Origin of the sequence: Aeromicrobium sp. Root344 (assembly GCF_001425755.1) — a bacterium.
In the GTDB taxonomy this organism is placed as follows: domain Bacteria; phylum Actinomycetota; class Actinomycetes; order Propionibacteriales; family Nocardioidaceae; genus Aeromicrobium.
In genome coordinates this window covers 2,236,947-2,255,985 of sequence record NZ_LMDH01000001.1, presented here as the reverse complement: position 1 = coordinate 2,255,985, position 19,039 = coordinate 2,236,947, and the positions used below count along the sequence as shown (strand labels likewise).

Genomic DNA, 19,039 nt, shown 5'->3' with positions numbered 1-19,039 from the left:
CGTCCAACCGCTCCAGTCCCCCGCACTGGCAGCGTAGGGCCGACAGGCCGTCACGGCTATGGCCCGCACGGAGGATTGCCCACCTCGTACGCGGGCTCGCGTCGGCCCCGATAGAGTGCTGCCCGCGGTGAGGAGGAGCTCCGTGACCCACCTGTGAGGGTGGGACGACGACCCCTTCCAGAAAGACCATCCGATGCTCGAAAGCTTCACGGCCACCGCCGGCGACCAGCAGATCACCGTCGTCACGATCTCCAACGACCAGTGCCGCGTCGTGCTGACGGACCTCGGCGCCCGCATCCTCGAGCTGCACGCCCCGGACCGCGACGGCGTGCTCGCCGACGTCGTGCTGGGCCGCACGTCGTACGACGAGCTGCCCGGCGACCAGTACTACTTCGGCGTCACCGCCGGCCGCTACGCCAACCGCATCCGCAAGGGCCGCTTCGCGATCGACGGCATCGACCACGAGGTCACCCGCAACGAGGGCGAGAACCACGTGCACGGCGGCCGCAGGGGCTTCGACACGTACGTCTGGTCGACCGAGCTCGACGCCGCACGCGACGCCGTCACGTTCACGCACACCTCTCCCGACGGCGACGAGGGCTATCCCGGCACCCTCGAGTCACGCGTCACCTACACCCTCGACGGCTCCGCGCTCGAGATCCGCATCGAGGCCGAGACGGACCGCCCGACGATCGTGAACCTGGTCAACCACGCGTACTTCAACCTCGCCGGTCACGACTCCGGCACGGTGCTCGACCAGGTCCTCCAGGTCGACGCCGGGGCCTACACGCCGGTCGACGCCGAGCTGCTGCCCACCGGCGAGGTGCTCAGCGTGGCGAGGACGCCGTACGACTTCAGGGAGCCCACGCCGATCGGCGCGCACATCGACGAGGTCGACAACGCCGGCTACGACCACAACTGGGTGCTCGACGGCGACGGCATGCGCCGGGTCGCGACGCTGACCGACCCACCGAGCGGCCGGCGACTCACCTTGGTCACCGACCAGCCCGGCATCCAGGTGTACGCCGGCGGCTACCTCGAGGGTGCCAGCGCCAAGGGCGACCTCGGGACGTACGCCGCGTTCGCGGGGGTCACCGCCGAGATGCAGACGTTCCCCGACTCGATCAACCACCCGGAGTTCCCCCAACGGGTCCTGCGCCCGGGCGAGACGTACGTCAACGTCGTGCGGTACGAGTTCTCGGTCGTCTGAGCGGCGCCCGGCGCGAGCGGCCGCGTGTTTTGCCCGCACAATCCGGGCGGATGTCCCATTTTGTCGCTACCGTGGGCCCCGGCGGCGATGCCGCAGTCGCACTCTCGATAAGGACTCCCCATGATCCGTAGGCAGAAGATCGACCCCGAGGTCCAGGAGGACCTGAGCCGCGTCACCGACTTCGACGCCGAGCTGGTCAAGACCCTCGCCACCGTGGGCACACCGGTCACCATCCCCCAGGGCTGGTCGATCATCATGCAGTCGACCCCGGCGGACTCGGCCTACATCGTGCTCGACGGCGAGGTCGAGATCCGCAAGTCGGGCGAGGTCCTCGCGACGCTCGGGCCCGGCGACGTGTTCGGCGAGATCGCGCTCGTCAATCACCGGCTGCGCAGCGCGTCCGTCGTCGCCTCGACCGCGATCCGCGCACTGCGCCTGGAGGCCTCCGCCCTCGAGTCGCTCATCGAGCAGGACCCGACGTTCGCAGACACGCTGCGCAGCACGGCCGAGAAGCGCCTGGCCAACGACGCCTCGGACTCCTAGCGACGGGCGCGCCACTCGATCGGATAGAGCTGGTGCGTCCCCGGTACGCCCTTGAGCTCTGCCGCGCGGGGCTCGAGCACCGTCACCGAGCCCTCGGGCAGTGAGTCGACGACGCTCTCGCTGACCAGGATCTCGCCGCCCTCGGCCTGGGCGGCGACGCGTGCGGCGAACGCGACGTTGCGGCCGAACAGGTCGCCGTCGCGGTGCACCGCCGAGCCCTTGTGCGCGCCGATGCGGACCTTGACTCCAGACAGCCGCGACCCCGGCCGTACCCGGTGGAACCGGCGTTGGATGTCCGAGGCCGCCGCGACGGCCTGGCTCGCCTCGGCGAACGCGACCATGAACCCGTCGCCCTGGCTCTTGATGAGGTGTCCCGCGTGGGCCTCGATGGCGTGCTTGAGCAGCCGGTCGTGCTTCGACAGCAGCTGCACCCAGCCGCGATCACCCAGTCGATGGTTGAGCGACGTCGACCCCTCGATGTCGCTGAACAGGATCGTCACCGAGCCGTCCGCACTCGCGAGCCGGGCCAGGTCCGGGCGCTCGACGTCGGCCCACAACGCGAGCTCGTCGATCGAGCTGCGGAGCGCGCCGCTGAACCCTTGGTCCCGCACCTTCATCGCCGTTCCGACGACGGTCCGCACGGCGTCCGTGGGCGACGGCACGAGGCGGCTCCGGTCGGTCCGCCGGCTCAGCCGCTCGACCTCGCGCCGAGCCGCGCGCAGCCTCAGCACCGTCACCAGCAGCCCGACCGCGAGCACAGCGGTCGATGCGGCCAGGCCGACCTCGAGCGATGTCACCGGCTCACACTAGCGGGCTGACGGCCGACCGGGTGACTGCCTCGAGCCCACCCGTCGAGGCGTGATGGGACTCACCCGCACGGGCACTCCTGCTGGACCGGAACCTGGGACATACTCCGAGTATGGAATCTGCCATCGACAATGTCACGTTCTCGGCCGAGCCCGCGGTCGGCGAGCTCATCCGCCGCTCGACCCGGCTGTGCGCCGTGCCCGGGCTGACCGAGCAGGCCCTCATCTGGCACCGTGAGGCGATCGCCCGCCGCAAGACCCTCGCCCGCGAGGCCGACCGGCTCGCCACGCCGCGACTGTGGCTCGACACGATCGCGTCCCTCGCGTCCACCGGCTGGCGCTTGATCGCGACCGCGGCGCCCGACGCCCCGCTGCAGCTCCTGGCGGCCGGCGCCTGCGCCGTGGGCCTCCGGGTCGAGCCGCCCCACGCGAGTGCCGGCACGTTGGACCGGGCCCAGCGACTCGTCCGCGCCGGCGGCCCGGCCTACATCAAGCTCGGTCAGTTCATCGCCACGGCTGAGGGGCTGCTACCGCCCGAGTGGGTCGAGGCGTTCGCATGGTGCCGGGACGAGGCTCCGCCGCTGCCTGCTGGCGTCGCACACGAGGTGATCGACCGCGAGCTCGGCGATCAACGGGCCCGACTGGCCTGGCTCGACGACGAGCCGCTGGCTGCCGGATCGATCGGTCAGGTCCACCGGGGCCGGCTCGACGACGGCACCGAGGTCGTCGTCAAGGTGCGCCGCCCGGGTCTGCGCCGGCGCTTCCGTGCCGACATCGAGACGCTGGCAATCGCCGCGGCTGCCGCCGAGAAGCTGCATGCCGGCGCCCGCTCGGCCAACCTCCGCGGCTTCGTCGAGCTGTTCGCCCAGCTCGCCCTCGAGGAGCTGGACTTCCAGCTCGAGGCCGCCAACCTGGTCGACTCCAGCGCCGTGCTCGAGGCACTCGGCGCGGACCACATGAACACCCCGCGACCCATACCCGGCATGGTCACCGAGCGCCTGCTGGTCATGGAGCACCTCCCCGGCGTCTCGTACGCCCACCTCGACGGTCGGCTCAGCCCGGCCGAGGGGCAACGCCTGCTGCAGCTCGGCATCAAGGGCGTCCTGGAGGCGACCATGAGGCACGGCGTCTTCCACGGCGACCTGCACGGGGGCAATGTCCTGATCGACGACGCGACGCAGACGTTCTCGCTCGTCGACTTCGGCATCACCGGGCGGCTGACGGCCCAGCAGCGCGCCGGGCTTGTCGAGTACCTCGCCGCCTGGGCGACCAACGACGCCGAGGGACAGATCGCGGCGATGCAGTCGTTCGGCGCGATCGCCACCGACGCCGACACCGCGACGGTCGTCGCCGAGCTGCAGGCCGAGCTCGACCTCCTGCAGGACCGGTCACGCGGGCAGGTCACGTTCGACCAGCTCGGGCTGACGCTCGGCAGGCTCCTGCAAGTTCTGGCCCGCAACGGCTTCCGGATGCCCAAGGACCTCGTGCTGTTCTTCAAGAACCTGCTCTACCTGTCCGGGTTCGCCGCGAGCGTCGCCCCTGACACCGACGTGCTGGCGGTCGTCCAGGAGATCCTGCTCGACCTGTTCGCCGAGCCCGCCGACATCGCGGGCGTGGCCTGAGGCTGGTGGCCGTCCGTACGATCGAACGTGCGACACCCGCGCCGCCGGAAGGACGTACGCCATGCCACGCCAGATCGCCACGTCGACCCAGGTCAGCCAGCCGGAGCTCGTCGAGTTCGTCCGGCCACGCCACCGGATGATCGTCATCACCCAGCGCGCTGACGGCTCGCCACAGGCCTCGCCGGTCACGGGCGGCGTCGACGACTCGGGCCGGATCGTGATCTCGACCTATCCCGAGCGCGCCAAGGCCAGGAACGCCCGCAAGCGGCCCGACGTCAGCGTGGTCGTGCTCTCGGACGACTTCAACGATCCGTGGGTCCAGGTGGACGGCACGTGCGAGGTGCTCGACGTGCCGGAGGGCCTCGACGCGTTCGTGGAGTACTTCCGCAACATCTCCGGCGAGCACCCGGACTGGTCGGAGTATCGCCAGGCGATGCTCGACCAGGGCAAGTGCCTGATGCGCATCACCCCGAGGCGCTGGGGCCCCGTGGCGACCGGCGGATTCCCTGCACGTCTGGCTTGACGCTCACCCGTCGAGCAGCGCGGCGAGCTTGGTCGTGGTGTTCCAGTTGCGGATCGTCAGGCCGGCATAGACCGGGGAGCCGATGATCTTGTTGACCCGGCTCCGCGTCGCCAGCGCCGCGACCCGGCGGTGATAGAGCGCCCGGCCCCCGACGAAGACCTCGTCGACCTCAGGGTTGACGACGACGTAGGGCTCGACCTCGGCGGCGGTGACGCCCATGTAGAAGAACACGTCATGACGATGCGTGTCAGGATCGCTGCCGAAGCCGTCGGGCGCCTCGGCCACGACCTCATGGAACGCGTCGGCGTCGAGCACCAGCACGCGTACGAGGTCGGAGTCGAGCGTGAATGCCGACCTCAGGTTGGCGTCGATGTGCGTCGCCACCTCGGCCGCGGGCAAGTCGCTGTCGAGCAGCACGTTGCCGGACTGGATGTAGGTGCGGACGTTCGCGAAGTCGGCGCCCAAGTGGTCGCGGAGTGCCGCCATCGGGACCTTGTTGCGGCCACCGACGTTGATGCCACGAAACAGCACGACGTACGTCATGAGGTCGATCCTCGCGCACGGGCCGGACAGGTCAAGCGAGGTGCGTGGCGGCGGCCTCACGGGCTGCCGCTGGATCGCGGGCCCCGAGGGCGGCGCGAGCAGCCGACCGGCACGCCTCGAGAGAGACGCCGGACAACGTGGCGCCAACGAGGGGCGCCGCGGAGGCCGCCGAGGACAGCGAGCTGACGCCCAGCCCGACCAGCACGCAGCCGAGCTGCGGATCGGCGGCGGCCTCACCGCAGACACCAACTGGCTTCCCGGCCTCGATACCCGCCTGCGCCACACGCTCGACGAGACCAAGGAGTGCCGGCTGCCACGGATCGGTGAGCTCTGACAGCGACGGCGCCATCCGGTCGGCCGCGAAGGCGTACTGGCTCAGGTCGTTGGTGCCGATCGAGACGAAGTCGACGTGCCGCAGGATGCGATCGGCCAGGAGGGCCGCGCTGGGGATCTCGATCATCACTCCCGGCACGAGGCCGCGTGCACGCACCTTGGCGCCGAACCACTCGGCCTCGTCCTCGGTGGCGGCCATCGGCGCCATGACCCACACGGGTGCGGCCGCCCCTTCGGCAGCCAGTGCGATGGCATCGAGCTGGCGGTCCATGAGCCCCTCGTCGCGCAGGCCGAGCCGCATGCCGCGTACGCCGAGAGCGGGATTGGGCTCGTCCTTGATCGTGGCGAAGCCGATCGGCTTGTCGGAGCCGGCGTCGAGTGTACGGATGACGACCTTGCGATCGCCCATCGCGTCGAACACCTCGCGATAGATCGCCGCCTGCTCGTCGACGGTGGGCTCGACGTCACGGTCGAGGAAGCACAGCTCGGTGCGGAACAGCCCGACGCCCTGCACGGGGGTCTCGGCTGCCTTGCGGGCGCCGGCGCCGTCCTGGACGTTGGCGAGGATCTCGACGAGGTGCCCGTCGGATGTCGCACCGGGCCCGCGCCACGACGCGGCGGCGGCTCCGAGCGCGGCAGCTGATTCGGTGCGCTCGCGTACGAGGTCAGGATCCGGATCGACGACGACCTCGCCCACGGACCCGTCCACCAGGACCGTGGCGCCTTCCGCGATGTCGTCCAGCCCCTCCGTCCCGACCACGCACGGGATGCCGAGCTGGCGAGCGATGATCGTGGTGTGACTGGTCGCGCCGCCCAAGGAGGTGGCGATCGCCACGAACGAGGCCGGGTCGAGGGTCGCGGTGTCGGCCGGCGCGAGGTCTACGGCACACAGCACCGAAGCGACCCCGGGAGCCGGGATGCCGGGCTCGGGCTGGCCCGAGAGCTCGGCGACGACCCGATCGCGGATGTCCTCCAGGTCCGTGACGCGTTCGGCCATGACCCCGCCCGCGGCGGCGAACATCGCGCTGAGCTCCTCGACCGCACCTGCCGTGGACGCGCAGATGCCCGCGCCGTCCGCCAGTCGCTTCTGCACCAGCGCCACGAGACCGCGGTCCCGGGCGAGCGCCGACGTCGCCAGGAGCACCTCGGCCGCCGCTCCGCTGGCCTGCTCAGCCCGGGCCGCCAACCGGTCGGCGACCACTCCCGCCGCTTCGCTGAACCTCGCAGCACCCGTCTCGGGGTCGAGGCTGTCCTCGTCCGACGGGACCTCGGGGCGGGACCTCGGTCGGACGACCGGTCCGCTGCCGACCCCGGGGACCACGCCGTTGCCATGCAGAATCGTCGACGACATGCCGCTCCTCCAGCTGGTGGTGTTGGTTGACTTTACACACACTCGGGCGTAGAACAATACGTACCAGGCAGATATCCACACAAACCCACATTCCCCGAGGAGCGCCGTGTACGCCGCCGAACGCCAGCAGCTCCTCGTGGAGCGGCTCCTCGAGGACGGCCGGCTCGCCGTGATCGAGCTGGCCCAGGAGCTGGACGTCAGCAGCGAGACGATCCGCCGCGACCTCGCAGCCCTCGAACGCGACGGCCTGGCCCAGCGCGTGCACGGTGGCGCGGTGGCGGCACGCGGACGCGGCATGCCGGCGGCGGGACCTGGCCACGCGATCCCGAACGCCGAGCAGAAGGGCCGCATCGCCCGTGCCGCCGCGGCCCACCTGCCCGAGGCCGGCGGCAGCATGGTGCTCGACGCCGGTACGACCATCAGCCAGCTCGTGGACCTGATCCCTCACGACCACCAGCTCACCGTCATCACCCACGCGATCCCGACCGCTGCCAAGCTCATGACGATTCCCTCCGTCGAGCTGCACATGCTCGGAGGGCGGGTTCGCGGCGTCACCTCGGCGGCCGCCGGTCACTCCACCGTCGACGCGCTCGCCTCGGTGCAGGTCGACGTCTGCTTCCTGGCGACGAGTGCCGCATCGCCCCAGCACGGCCTGAGCTCACCCGACAGCGAGGAGGCCGCCGTCAAGCGTGCGTTCGTACGATCGGCCCGCAAGGTCGTCGCGCTGTTCGACGCGTCGAAGTTCTCCGCCGAGCACGTCTTCGCCTTCGCCTCCTATGACGACCTCGACATCGTGATCACCGACAAGGGCGCCGACCAGCGTGAGGTCGAGGCGCTGCGAGCCCGCGACGTCGAGGTCGTACTCGCATGAACCGACCTGACCCCCACCAACACAGAGGATGAGCACCATGGCAACCAGGACTGTCACCGTCGGATCGACCGTGGGCCTCCACGCCCGCCCAGCCGCCCTCATCGCGCAGGCGGCCACGAGCGGGGTCACGATCGCGATGGCCGACAAGCCGGCCGTCGACGCCGGCTCGGCGCTGATGATCATGACGCTCGGCGCCAAGTTCGGCGACGAGGTCATCGTGGAGTCCGAGGACGAGGCGATGCTCGCGACGATCGCCGACCTCGTCGCCAGCAACCTCGACGGCTAGCCCCGGTCGGCGAGCAGCTCGGCGGCGGCCTTCCGCATCTCGACCTTGCGGACCTTGCCGGTGACCGTCATGGGGAACTCGTCGACGACGTGGACGTAGGGCGGGATCTTGTAGTGCGCGAGCTTGCCGCTGCAGAACTCACGAAGTGCCGGCGCATCGATCGGGGCCGCTCCGTCGCGCAGGCGCAGCCAGGCCATGAGCTCCTCGCCGTACTTGTCGTCGGGGACGCCGATGACCTGGGCGTCGAGCACATCGGGGTGCGTCATGAGGAACTCCTCGATCTCGCGAGGGTAGATGTTCTCGCCGCCGCGGATCACCATGTCCTTGATGCGCCCGGTGATCGTCACGTAGCCGTCGGCGTCCATCACCCCGAGGTCACCCGTGCGCATCCAGCCGTCGGCGTCGATCGCTTCGGCGGTCTTGTCGGGCTGGTCCCAGTAGCCGAGCATCACGGAGTAGCCACGCGTGCACAGCTCACCCGCCTCGCCGCGTGGCAGCACCTCCCCCGTGCCCGGGTCGGCGATCTTGACCTCGAGGTGCGGCCCGACCCGTCCCACGGTCGAGACGCGGCGCTCGAGCGAGTCGTCAGTACGGGTCTGCGTGGAGACCGGCGACGTCTCGGTCATGCCGTAGCAGATCGAGACCTCGGTCATGCCGAGCCTGCCGATGACCTGCTTCATCGTCTCGACCGGGCACGGCGACCCGGCCATGATGCCCGTACGCAGCGAGGTCAGGTCGAGGGTGTCGACGATCGGTTGGTCGAGCATCGCGATGAACATCGTCGGCACCCCGTACAGCGACGTGCAACGCTCGTCTGCCACCGCCTCGAGCGTCGCCACCGGGTCGAACGCCGGTGCGGGGATCACCATGGCGGCGCCGTGCGACGTGCACGCCAGGTTGCCCATGACCATCCCGAAGCAGTGGTAGAACGGCACCGGGATGCAGACCCGGTCCTCCTCGGTGTAGTCGATCAGCTCGCCGACGAACCAACCGTTGTTCAAGATGTTGGCGTGCGAGAGCGTCGCACCCTTGGGGAAACCGGTCGTTCCCGAGGTGTACTGGATGTTGATCGGGTCGGCCGCGTCGAGCCCGCTCTCGATCTCGGCGAGCCGGGTCCGATCCTCACCACGCCCCGTTTCGCAGAGCTGCTCCCACGACCTGGTGCCGATCAGGACCACATCAACCAGCGACGGGTGCTCGGCCTGCGCCTCAGCGATCATGCCGGCATAGCTGGAACCCTTGAACTCAGGCACCGCGACGATCGTGCGCATCCCGGACTGGCCGACGACGAACGACAGCTCATGGCTGCGATAGGCCGGATTGACGTTGACCAAGATCGCCCCGATGCGTGCCGTTGCGTACTGCACGAACACCCACTCCGGGCAGTTCGGCGCCCAGATCCCCACCCGGTCGTCTTTCGTGACGCCGAGTTCCAACAGCCCGAGCGCCACAGCGTCGACCTCCGCGAGCAGCTCCGCGTACGTCCAACGACGACCGCTGACGCAGTCGACCAGCGCCTCACGGTCACCGTGCCGCGCCACGGTGTCCACCAAGTTCGCGCCGATCGTGGTCATGAGCTGCGGCGACTCCGTCGGCCCTGTGGCGATGCTGAGATCCATGCTTGGCGTTCCCTCCCGTGGTGGCCTCCCTGCATCGTCCCCCACCAGAGACCCGAGATCCACAGAAGCACCGACAGGGGTGGCTCACGCCACTTGACAATCTTTCTGAGTCTACTCATAATTGAGTGTGCTCGTTTGTGAGCACCTCACTCACAGGAGATCAATCATGAGCAGCACCAACGACATCATCACCACGTACGCCCAGGCGCCCGCCAAGACCATCACGGCCGGCGGCACGACATATGCCTACCGGGAGCTCGGACCGAAGGAAGGCATCCCCGTCATCTTCTTCGTCCACCTCGCCGCGACCCTCGACAACTGGGACCCGCGCATCGTGGACCCCATCGCCAAGACCCGCCACGTCATCGCGTTCGACAACAAGGGCGTGGGTGGCTCGTCCGGCAAGGTGCCCGACAGCGTCGAGGCCATGGCCGACGACGCCTACGCGTTCATCAAGGCACTCGGCTTCGAGCAGGTCGACATCTTCTCGTTCTCCCTCGGCGGCATGGTCGCCCAGGACCTCGTCGTCAAGCACCCCGAGCTCGTCCGCAGGCTCGTGCTGACCGGCACCGGACCGCGCGGCGGCAAGGACATGGACAAGGTCGCCGGCGTCACGTACTGGGACATCCTCCGCGCGACGCTGACGCACTCCGACCCCAAGGAGTTCCTGTTCTTCAACCGCAATTCCACCGGCAAGCCCGCCGCCAAAGCGTTCATCAAGCGGCTCGAGGAGCGCACCGAGAGCCGCGACGCCAAGATCAAGACGCAGGCGTTCCAGACACAGCTCAAGGCCATCAAGAAGTACGGCCGCGGTACCCCGTCGGACCTCTCGAAGGTCACGCAGCCGACGCTCATCGCCAACGGCGACAACGACCGCATGGTGCCGTCCGTCCTGTCCGAGGACCTGCACCGTCGCATCGCGGGCTCGGAGCTCGTCATCTACGCCGACTCCGGGCACGGCGGCATCTTCCAGTACCACGAGCAGTTCGCTCCGCTCGCGGTCGAGTTCCTCAACCGCTGATCCCCACGACCGACGAAGGAACGACCATGACCACCGCCCCGTCCATGGGTCGCACCGGCGTGCTCAAGGAGCGGCTGTTCGTGACGAGTAGGTCGGAGCCGGTCGCTCCTCCGTGGAAGGATGGAGCCCGGCCCCGTCAGAGCCCAGATCCGGAGGTTGCGCCATGACTCTCGCCTCCCAGCCGCTCGGCCGGCGCGAGCGCAACAAGCAGGAGAAGCTCGAACGCATCATCTCGGCCGCGAGCGAGCTGTTCGCCGAGCACGGCGTCGAGGACGTCACGACCCAGCAGATCGCCGACCAGGCCGACATCGGCACCGGGACGCTGTTCCTCTATGCCAAGACCAAGGGCGAGCTCCTGCTCATGGTGCAGAACACGCACTACGCGCAGGCGCTCGAGCGGGGTCGGACGGCGGCCGAGTCGGTCCCGGACGCGCTGGGCGCGGTGATGGCGATCGTGCAACCGATCGTCGAGTGCAACCGCACCCAGATCGCCAACGGTCGTACGTACCTGCGCGAGATGGCGTTCGGCGACCCCGACGAACCGCATCACGGCGAGGCGCTTGCCATCTCGTCGCGGACCGAGGAGGCGCTCGCCGAAGTTCTCAGCCGGGACGCGTCTTTCGCGGACGACACCGCCACCCTGGCGCACATCGTCACGGCGATCAGCTTCCTCAGCATGGCCGCCCACGCGGACCCCGGCGTGACCGACGAGACCGTCGTCGCCGACATCCGCAACCAGGTGCGCGCCCTCCTGGCCCGCTGATCCGGCTGCATCCGCCTGAGAGGGCCGACCGCGCTCAGCGCGCCGACGCCTCGTGTCGTCGCATCGCCTCGACATGTGATGCCTGAGCGCGTCGCCGATCACCGCCGAGACCCACAGCGAACACGACACCCGCCGGCAGCATGATCGACCCCACCGGGTCGTCGAACTCGACGAAGTGGTCCGCCAGCTCGAGACTGATGTAGCCGTGCATCGTGCTCCACAGTCCGGCGGCGACCGTCTCGGGTGCCACGAACGCCACCTCTTCCGACGCGACGAGCCGCTCACACGCAGCCGTCATGTGTGCGTACGCAGCCTTGAATGCCTCAGAGTGTCCACTTCTGCGCACCGCCTTGCTCGGAGCAGGCCGATACGTCGCTCGCATCGAGAGGCCGAACATCAGGTCGTACAAGTGAGGGTTCGCCCGAGCGATCTCACGTACAGCCAGCGCCATCGAGAAGAGGTCGGCGACCGGATCGGCAGTGACCGGTAGCCGTGCGAACGCCCTCTCGATCTCCCCGAATCCGTGATCGATCACCGCCCCGACAAGCTCAGGGATGCCGCCGAAATGGTGGTAGACGACCATCGTCGACACCCCCGCCTCCGCAGCAACGGTCCGCGCCTTGATCGCCGACGGTCCCTGCTCAGCCAAGAGCTTCACCGTCGCCTGCACCAGCAGCTGTGCCGGATCGCGTGGTGCCGGTTCCTCGAGCATGGTTCCCATACTCGCATCGACCCCGCACGAATCGGCCCCAGCGTCAGTGCCGGGGCGCCGCCTTGCGCTCGCGCCGCAGGTTGCGCAGCTCGACGAGGTAGACCGCGAAGGCGAACAGACCGAAGACGCCCAGCAGGATCAACCAGCGGGAGACCAGGTCGTGGCCGACGAACAGCCAGTTGCCCGGTTGCGGGAGCACGATCGCGAAGAACGCCGTGGCGGAGATGCCGAACAGCGCAAGCCACGTGACCGTGGCATGACGCGCGAGCGTCATGCCGGGGAACGCCGGCAGTGGCAGCAGACGGAGCAGCGTCCCGCACAGCAGCGAGGCCACGACGATCACCATCGCGTCATGGACGAACGCCCCCAACGTGGTGGTCGGGTGGATCGCATTGCTGGCCAGCCACGCGATGCCGGCGATGACCAGCGCGACGACGGCCCGGAGTCGTTCGACCTGGACCGTACGCGTGACGCCGCCCGCGATCAGGAGCCCGAAGACGGGGCCGATGATGAAACCCGGCTGGAAGTCGAGGGCGCGAGAGATCAGCACTCCGACGCCGGCGAGCAGCAATCCGGCGGGGATGCCGCGCAGCGTCACCGGCTCGCCCTTGTCCTCCGGCACCATCATCGCCGCGATCCACAACGACGCGAGGCGGCCGATGAGGATCGCGGCGGCCGCGGACCCGACGAGCCGGAGCGTCACGATGTCCCAGCCGAATCCGGGATCGACCGCGGCGATGACGACCGCCGACGACGCGGTCAGCACGACGGCGCTCGGAACGGGGTTGCGGTCGACCCACGACTGCGAAGCACGCACGAACCCGCCGATCACGGGCTGGCCCGCCAGCCACCGGACCCATGAACCCGTACGCGACTCGAGGATGCGATTGACGAAGCCGGCCACGAGCAGTCCGAGCAGGAGCAGGACGAACCCGGCCGCGAAGCCCCGCGCGATGCGGAACGGGTGCTTGCGGAGCTCGTTGAGCGTCGACAGCGAGTTCGTGAGCGCGCTCGGCGCTGACGGGTCACTGCGCAGGATCACTGGCGCCGGGCCCGGCCCGCCGAGACCGGGGTCGAGGTCGCCGGGGTCGCCGGCCGTCCCGGGCGTACCGTCGGCCGGCGGCGTCACCTCGCTCCGTGAGGCCGGGTCGTCCGACCGGTCCGGGTCGAGCTGATAGATCGGCGGGATCGCCCCGAGCAGGCTCCCCGGATAGTCGGTCCCCGGCGAGCCTGGACCGCCCGGCGAGCCCGCGCCACCGGACCCGTCCCCGGGCGGCGGAGTCGTGGTCGCCGCCTTCTTCTTGACCACAGCGGTGAGCCCCACGTGGGTCATCTCGCGCAGCTCGAGGTTGTCGATGCCGATGTCGTTCCAGCCGCCGCCGGGCGCGTTGTTGATGAGCCGCAGGGTGTACGAGCCGGTCGACGGGCTCGCGAACACCGACGAAAACCGGTGCCACGTCGCCGAGGCGCACGGGTCCTGGTCGATCGGCCCCGACGTCGTGAGCGTCGTGACGCTGTTGTCGGGTGCGACGATCTGGAACGTCGCGTCGGGACGGGGGCCGAGGCCGACCTCGACCATCGAGAGATTCCCGAGCTCCGCCGAGAAGTCGTAGACCGAGCCAGCCGTGAGGTTGGCGCTGACGTGGATGAACTCGTTCGGCGGCGGCAGCGAGTTCGTCGCGTTGACGATCAACAGCTTGCCGGCCGGCGCCGAGTCCGTCGTCGACACCGCCGTCTGGATCGAGCACAGGTTCGGGTAGCCGCCGAGCGGGTCGTCGACGCTCCGCAGGTCGACCATCGAGATGCCGTTCGTCCCATCTCCGGGACCCGTGATCCTCGACGTCGGCCAGATCGCGTACTGCCCGTCGTTCGGGCCGTACTGACCACCGCTGAGGACCGACGGGTTCCGGTACTGGTAGCTGGTGACCGACGGGTCGAGCTCGGGCGTGGCCACACTCGGATAGTCGAACGTCCCGTTCGACAGCGCCGTGATCGAGTTGGGGCTGTCCGGGGACGTCCGGCTGACGCCGAGACTGGTGGCGCCGACGAACCCGGTCGGTGGCAGCAGCTCGACGTCACCGGCCGTGGCGGACGCCTTGGGCAGTGCGTAGACCTCGGTGCCGCCGGCACCGGCCGAGGAGGGCGCCGCAACCGACCCGCCCACCTCGACGACCCAGCCGGCCGGGACCCCCGTCAGGAGGTAGGACGAGAACGCGACGCCGTCGGGATTGGCGTCGTCGACGTCGAGCGTGAATCCCGGGTCGTCGGCCGTCCTGCGCTCGACGAGCGGCGACGGGTTCAGGTGGACGAGAAGCCCGTTGTCGCCCGGGAAGTCCTCCGCCACGGCTGCCGGGATCGTCGTTGCGACCATCGCCACCAGGGCCGACACGGCGACTGCCAGGGCAGCACGACGTACGGAAAGCAGCAGCGTCACGGGAGCTCCTAGTTGCGGTGGAGACACGCTCCCACAACCCCTTTGAGCCCGGCAAGCACCCGCGCCCACCGCGCAATCTCGCACAAACGGGTCGATTGGTGATGTGCTGTCCTCGTGAAGCGGACGCTCATCCTGCTTGCTGCACTCCTGTGGCTGGCCGTGCCGGGGGTTGCGATGGCGGCCGACGGCGACCTGGCCGACGGCAGCTGGACCTATGCGGGCACCGCGACGTTCGGCGGCACGTCAGCACCCGCGACGGTGAAGGTGGTCTGCCGGGACGGCCGCTGCGAGGCCTTCGACATCCGCGGCTGGACCGGGACGCCGTCGACGTTCCCACCGATCCTGGTCAAGCACGGGCGGGTCTCGATGCACGTCCCCGAGCAGCTCGGCCGGCCGTGTGCCAGGCGGCACCTCGACAACACGATCACGGCCGAGTTCACGCCCCGCACCGCCACGGTGACCACACGGCTCGCGCCGTCGAGCGAATGCGATCTGCGCGCCCAGCAGTGGACGTTCACCGGCGACCTCAGGTCGTACGAGGAACCGACCGGCTTCGGACTGAAGGACCGGTCGGTGCTCTCGGGCCTGCCCAAGGCCGGCGACGTCACCGCGCAGGGCGTGGCGACCGCCGGCGGAGCCGCGGTGGTGATCGGCTCGCTCATGGTCTTCCCTGCCGGCCTGTTGAACGTGTCGGTGGACGAGCTGTTCAAGCGGTTCGCCGAGCGTCGGCGAACCAAGCGCGGACTCAAGGCCGTACGAGAGATCCGCTGGTGGGAGGCAGCATCGGGCGTCATGGCGGCCGGCATCATCTCTGGATTCATCGACCCGCACTTCGGTCTCAACCTCGGCTCCCTGCGGGTCGCCTGCGCGATCGTGGTGTCGTTCCTGCTCGAGGTCGTCGTCGGCTGGGCGCTCGTCTCGTGGCTCGTACGACGGACCGCTCCCGATGCCACCGCGACGTTCTCGTTCCAGCCCTTCTCGCTGCTGATCGTCGCGGGCCTCGTGGTGTTCACCCGGCTCACGGGGTTCCAGCCCGGCATCATCTTCGGCCTCGTCGCCGGCATCAGCTTCGGCGACCGCCTCGGCAAGGCATCCAGCGGCAAGGTCGCGACCATCGGGTTGGTGCACGGTTATGCGTTCGGACTCGCCGCGTGGGTCGGCTACTCGTTCCTGGAGACATCCCACAGCGTCGTCGGCACCTTTGTCTCCGACCTGCTGGCCTCGCTCACCGTGGGCGGCGTCGCAGCCATGCCCCTCGCCCTGCTGCCGATCAGGGGCATGGCCGGGTTCAAGGTGTTCGACTGGAACCGGACCCTCTGGGGCACGCTCTACCTGCTGGGCCTGTTCGCGTTCTTCGTCATCGTCATGCCGATGCCCGCGACGTGGAGCGACGTCAACCTGAGCCTCGGCACCTGGCTGGCTGGCTACGGCGTCTACCTCACCGTCGCGATCGTCGCCTGGCGCGTGGCTCATCGCACCGCGCCGAAGAAGGCGACGGCCGGCCACTGACCGTCAGGATCCGACGATCGCCGCCGCCAGCTCGGCACCGACCCGCAGGGCTCCGTCGACGTGCTGGAATCCCAGCCCTGCGACGTCAGAGCTGCCGATCTGGATCGGGCCGACCGGCTCCCGGAGACGGGGCCCGAACCGCGTGAGGCCGCCGACGTCGAAGCTCGAGCCGTACGCTCCGCTGCCGAGCTCCTCGGAGGTCCAGTCGCTCTCGAAGTACGTCAGCGGCGCAGCGGCCTGGGGCCCGAAGTAGGTCGACAGCGACGAGAGGATGACGTCGCGCCGATCGGTCGCCGAGAGCCTGAGCACGGCATCGGCCTGCAGGTCCGAGACGAATCCCACCAGCGTGCCCCGCGGCTCGTCGTGATTGGTGTTGTCGTACGCCTCGTGCACCACCTCGTACGGGCTGAACGCCGTGCCCGAGAGGCCGGCATCGCGCCAGAACGGCGTCTCGTACGTGGCGTGCACCTTGATGACCTGCCCGAACGACTGGTGCTGGCGGGTCTCGCGCTGGATCGACGGCAGTGGCGGCTCGAACCGTACGCGCGTGACCGCGGTCGGCGGGATCGCGAGCACCAGGTGCCGCGCGCTGACGGTCAGGTCGCCGGACGAGACCGTGACCGCTTCGTCGCTCCACGCGACCTTCTCGACGTCGCGGCCCGTGCGCACGGCGCTGCCGAGGCGCTCGGCCAGGCGGAGCGGCACCTGCTGCAGCCCGCCGATGACGCGCTTGTCGAGGATGAACTCGGAGTCGACGAGGTTGCTGAAGCTCCCCGCGCTCGCGGCCATGTGCACGGCCTGCAGGGCGGAGAACGTGTGTGCCGGCTTGGTCAGCATGGCCTGCGCGATGAACATGCCGATGTTGTCCCGTGCCTCCGGCTCGGCGCAGTGCTGCTCGAGCCAGCCGAGGAACGTGACCTGGTCGAGCTCACGGGCTCCCGGCATGTCCCACGGCCTCGACGGGTCCATCTGCCCCGACAGCTCGTCGAGCAGGGCCGTGAGCCGGGTCATCTCGGCCTCGACCGAGTCGGCCACCGGGAGCTGCTCACCGGTGAACGTACGCCGTTCGCCGTCGCGGCCGACGTAGATCGACGCGCCCTCGCGGTGCCGCTCGAACGTCTCCAGGCCGAGCTCATCGAGCATCGCCAGCAGCGCGTCCTGGTCCGGTGACACCCACTGGCCGCCGATCTCGAGATCGACGCCGTCGACCTCGTCGGTCCACAGCCGCCCGCCGACCCGCTCCCGCGACTCGAGCACCAGCACCGACCGGCCCGCGCGCTGCACGGCGTACGCCGCGGACAGTCCGGTCGCTCCGGCCCCGACCACCAGGACGTCGACCTGTTCATTCGTCATGGTCCAGTCCTACACGGCCCCGCTGGTGGGTGCGCCGGTGGTGCTGGTCACGGATTCATGACCAGGCGGGATCGCGACCCAGGTAACGCAGCAGCGCTGCCGCCTCGTCGTCCCCGTCGACCTCCGGCAGAGCCGCGGCATAGGCGAAGCCACGCAGCGAGTCGGCCGTCGCCTCTGCCGCGGGGCGGAGCTGTGCTGCGAGCTGGGGCGTGAGCGGAGAAGGCTGCCCGGTCGCCACGGCGACGTCCCACGCGTGGACGGCAGCATCGAGAGCCGCGGCACCGGCCGCCAGCTCGGGCGCGAGAGTCGGCACCGGCGGGAGCGGCGTGGGCAACGCATCCGTGCCGGGATCGACACCAGCCCAGGTCTCGGCCGCGACGTCGGCTGCCGATCGTACGGCCTCCGCGACTCCGCCTTCCGCGTCCTGCGGCGGGTCGAACGGGTTGTAGGTCGGCATGCTCGCCGACCCGACGGTCGCCGCCCACGCATGCTGGTCGCCGGCGGCATGCATCAGCACCTGCCCGACGGTCCAGTCGCTGCAGGGTGTCGGCTGATCGAGCCGATCGGTGGCGCCGTCGGCGACACCTCGCAGGGCATCCAGTGCGGTGGTGAGTACGTCGAACGTCACGTGAGTTCCCCTCGGATTTAGGTGCACACCGGTCGTCGCCGGGACGCACTGTTTCGTCGGGAACCTAGCAGACAGGCTTTCAAGATGTCGACAGACCGGCGTAGCCCTCGCGGTACGTCGGGAAGTCCGGCACCCAGCCGCTGGCACGCAGTCGCGCGTTGGTGAACCGCTTGCCGTGCGCGAGGTCGACCTGGGCAACCGGAGGGGTCGGCGCGCCCAGCTGGGCAGCCACGTGGGCGGCGACATCGCCCAGGAGCGCGGGCTCGTCGTCGGTCCCCACGTAGAGCGCCTCCGGAGCCGTTTCCCGGGTGAGCAGGTGGGCCACGGCGGCCCCAGCGTCGTCGCGGTGGATGCGGTTGGTCCACCGGTTCGGGTCGGTCACCGCGCCGGCGCGCACCTGGTCGATGAGTCGCGTGCTGCCATGGCCGTAGAGCCCCGACAGGCGCAGCACCGTGCCGCCCGGCACCCGATCGGAGAACACCTGCTCGGCCTCGAGCAGCATCCGTGCCGGCCCGTCGGCAGGGCGGGGAGGCGTGGACTCGTCGGCGAGCACCTCCGGGTCCAGGTTGCCGAAGACTCCCGTCGACGACACGAGCACCGCACGCTGCGGCACCTGACCCGTGGCCGTCAGGGCATCCAGCGCCCGCGCCATGCCCTCGACGTACGTGGCTCGGTAGGCCTCCTCAGTCCGCGGCTTCGCAGTCAATGCCACGACCAGGTACGCGAGGTCGAGCGTCGGCAGGTCCGGCCGGTCGCGGGTGAGATCGACCGACAAGCCCTGCAACGGTTGCGGGACGAGGTCAGCGCGCCGTCGTAGCGCGAGCACGGAGTGGCCGCGGGCGGCGAGACGCAGGCCCACGTCAGCCCCGAGGTCGCCGCAGCCGACAAGCACCACGTCCGGAGTCACGTGAC

At 69.7% G+C, this 19,039-nt stretch carries 18 protein-coding genes; 9 read left to right on the top strand and 9 right to left on the bottom strand.

The features are described from left to right. Positions 1 to 193: 193 nt before the first annotated feature. Together ASC61_RS11000 and ASC61_RS10995 are read left to right on the top strand one after the other, a co-directional pair. Entirely contained in the window at positions 194 to 1,210 is a 1,017-nt protein-coding gene (locus ASC61_RS11000) for an aldose epimerase family protein (protein ID WP_056211837.1), read from the top strand. 120 nt (positions 1,211 to 1,330) lie between these two features. Then, positions 1,331 to 1,753, top strand: coding sequence for a cyclic nucleotide-binding domain-containing protein (locus ASC61_RS10995; RefSeq protein WP_056211835.1), 423 nt, complete (start codon positions 1,331 to 1,333; stop codon positions 1,751 to 1,753). On the opposite strand, the gene ASC61_RS10990 is transcribed toward ASC61_RS10995, so the two are convergent. Next, on the bottom strand, positions 1,750 to 2,550 hold the full coding sequence (locus ASC61_RS10990) for an adenylate/guanylate cyclase domain-containing protein (protein ID WP_056211833.1): 801 nt from the start codon (positions 2,548 to 2,550) through the stop codon (positions 1,750 to 1,752). The genes ASC61_RS10995 and ASC61_RS10990 overlap by 4 nt on opposite strands. A 122-nt stretch (positions 2,551 to 2,672) precedes the next feature. Between ASC61_RS10990 and ASC61_RS10985 the strand changes: the two genes are divergently transcribed. Together ASC61_RS10985 and ASC61_RS10980 are read left to right on the top strand one after the other, a co-directional pair. After that, on the top strand, positions 2,673 to 4,181 hold the full coding sequence (locus ASC61_RS10985) for an ABC1 kinase family protein (RefSeq protein ID WP_056211831.1): 1,509 nt from the start codon (positions 2,673 to 2,675) through the stop codon (positions 4,179 to 4,181). A gap of 61 nt (positions 4,182 to 4,242) precedes the next feature. Further along, positions 4,243 to 4,704 (top strand): PPOX class F420-dependent oxidoreductase, encoded by a 462-nt coding sequence (locus tag ASC61_RS10980; RefSeq protein WP_056211830.1) that lies wholly within the window; start codon positions 4,243 to 4,245, stop codon positions 4,702 to 4,704. 3 nt (positions 4,705 to 4,707) lie between these two features. Here ASC61_RS10980 and ASC61_RS10975 read toward each other — a convergent pair whose 3' ends face one another. Both ASC61_RS10975 and ASC61_RS10970 read right to left on the bottom strand, forming a co-directional pair. Next, positions 4,708 to 5,247: a DUF1697 domain-containing protein gene (locus ASC61_RS10975; RefSeq protein WP_056211828.1), complete on the bottom strand. Its 540-nt coding sequence runs from the start codon at positions 5,245 to 5,247 to the stop codon at positions 4,708 to 4,710. A gap of 31 nt (positions 5,248 to 5,278) precedes the next feature. Continuing rightward, entirely contained in the window at positions 5,279 to 6,931 is a 1,653-nt protein-coding gene (locus tag ASC61_RS10970; RefSeq protein ID WP_056211826.1) for a phosphoenolpyruvate--protein phosphotransferase, read from the bottom strand. A gap of 106 nt (positions 6,932 to 7,037) precedes the next feature. Between ASC61_RS10970 and ASC61_RS10965 the strand changes: the two genes are divergently transcribed. Together ASC61_RS10965 and ASC61_RS10960 are read left to right on the top strand one after the other, a co-directional pair. Then, positions 7,038 to 7,802: a DeoR/GlpR family DNA-binding transcription regulator gene (locus tag ASC61_RS10965; RefSeq protein ID WP_056211824.1), complete on the top strand. Its 765-nt coding sequence runs from the start codon at positions 7,038 to 7,040 to the stop codon at positions 7,800 to 7,802. A 37-nt stretch (positions 7,803 to 7,839) separates the two neighbouring features. After that, positions 7,840 to 8,088 carry an HPr family phosphocarrier protein gene (locus ASC61_RS10960; protein ID WP_056211822.1) on the top strand — a complete coding sequence of 83 codons (249 nt, stop codon included), beginning with the start codon at positions 7,840 to 7,842 and terminating at the stop codon, positions 8,086 to 8,088. On the opposite strand, the gene ASC61_RS10955 is transcribed toward ASC61_RS10960, so the two are convergent. Next, positions 8,085 to 9,707 (bottom strand): AMP-binding protein, encoded by a 1,623-nt coding sequence (locus tag ASC61_RS10955; protein ID WP_056211820.1) that lies wholly within the window; start codon positions 9,705 to 9,707, stop codon positions 8,085 to 8,087. The two genes, ASC61_RS10960 and ASC61_RS10955, sit on opposite strands and share 4 nt — an antisense overlap. Before the next feature lie 166 nt (positions 9,708 to 9,873). On the opposite strand from ASC61_RS10955, the gene ASC61_RS10950 reads away from it, so the two are divergent. Together ASC61_RS10950 and ASC61_RS10945 are read left to right on the top strand one after the other, a co-directional pair. Beyond that, complete coding sequence (locus ASC61_RS10950; protein WP_056211818.1) at positions 9,874 to 10,728, top strand: alpha/beta fold hydrolase; 855 nt, start codon at positions 9,874 to 9,876, stop codon at positions 10,726 to 10,728. A 163-nt stretch (positions 10,729 to 10,891) separates the two neighbouring features. After that, positions 10,892 to 11,491, top strand: coding sequence for a TetR/AcrR family transcriptional regulator (locus ASC61_RS10945; RefSeq protein WP_056211816.1), 600 nt, complete (start codon positions 10,892 to 10,894; stop codon positions 11,489 to 11,491). Between the two features lie 34 nt (positions 11,492 to 11,525). On the opposite strand, the gene ASC61_RS10940 is transcribed toward ASC61_RS10945, so the two are convergent. Then, a complete protein-coding gene (locus ASC61_RS10940; RefSeq protein ID WP_157439455.1) occupies positions 11,526 to 12,203 on the bottom strand; it encodes a TetR/AcrR family transcriptional regulator in 678 nt (225 codons plus the stop codon). 43 nt (positions 12,204 to 12,246) lie between these two features. Then, the gene (locus ASC61_RS10935) at positions 12,247 to 14,637 is read right to left on the bottom strand and encodes a hypothetical protein (RefSeq protein WP_056211810.1); all 2,391 of its coding nucleotides are present in this window, start codon (positions 14,635 to 14,637) and stop codon (positions 12,247 to 12,249) included. A 114-nt stretch (positions 14,638 to 14,751) separates the two neighbouring features. On the opposite strand from ASC61_RS10935, the gene ASC61_RS10930 reads away from it, so the two are divergent. Beyond that, on the top strand, positions 14,752 to 16,146 hold the full coding sequence (locus tag ASC61_RS10930; RefSeq protein ID WP_056211808.1) for a hypothetical protein: 1,395 nt from the start codon (positions 14,752 to 14,754) through the stop codon (positions 16,144 to 16,146). Positions 16,147 to 16,149: 3 nt separating this feature from the next. On the opposite strand, the gene ASC61_RS10925 is transcribed toward ASC61_RS10930, so the two are convergent. The 3 genes from ASC61_RS10925 to ASC61_RS10915 form a co-directional block, all read right to left on the bottom strand. Continuing rightward, entirely contained in the window at positions 16,150 to 17,499 is a 1,350-nt protein-coding gene (locus tag ASC61_RS10925) for a flavin monoamine oxidase family protein (protein ID WP_056211806.1), read from the bottom strand. A gap of 55 nt (positions 17,500 to 17,554) precedes the next feature. Continuing rightward, positions 17,555 to 18,127: a maleylpyruvate isomerase family mycothiol-dependent enzyme gene (locus ASC61_RS10920; RefSeq protein ID WP_082530605.1), complete on the bottom strand. Its 573-nt coding sequence runs from the start codon at positions 18,125 to 18,127 to the stop codon at positions 17,555 to 17,557. A 79-nt stretch (positions 18,128 to 18,206) separates the two neighbouring features. After that, a complete protein-coding gene (locus ASC61_RS10915; RefSeq protein ID WP_200935439.1) occupies positions 18,207 to 19,034 on the bottom strand; it encodes a hypothetical protein in 828 nt (275 codons plus the stop codon). Between the last annotated feature and the right edge of the window lie 5 nt (positions 19,035 to 19,039).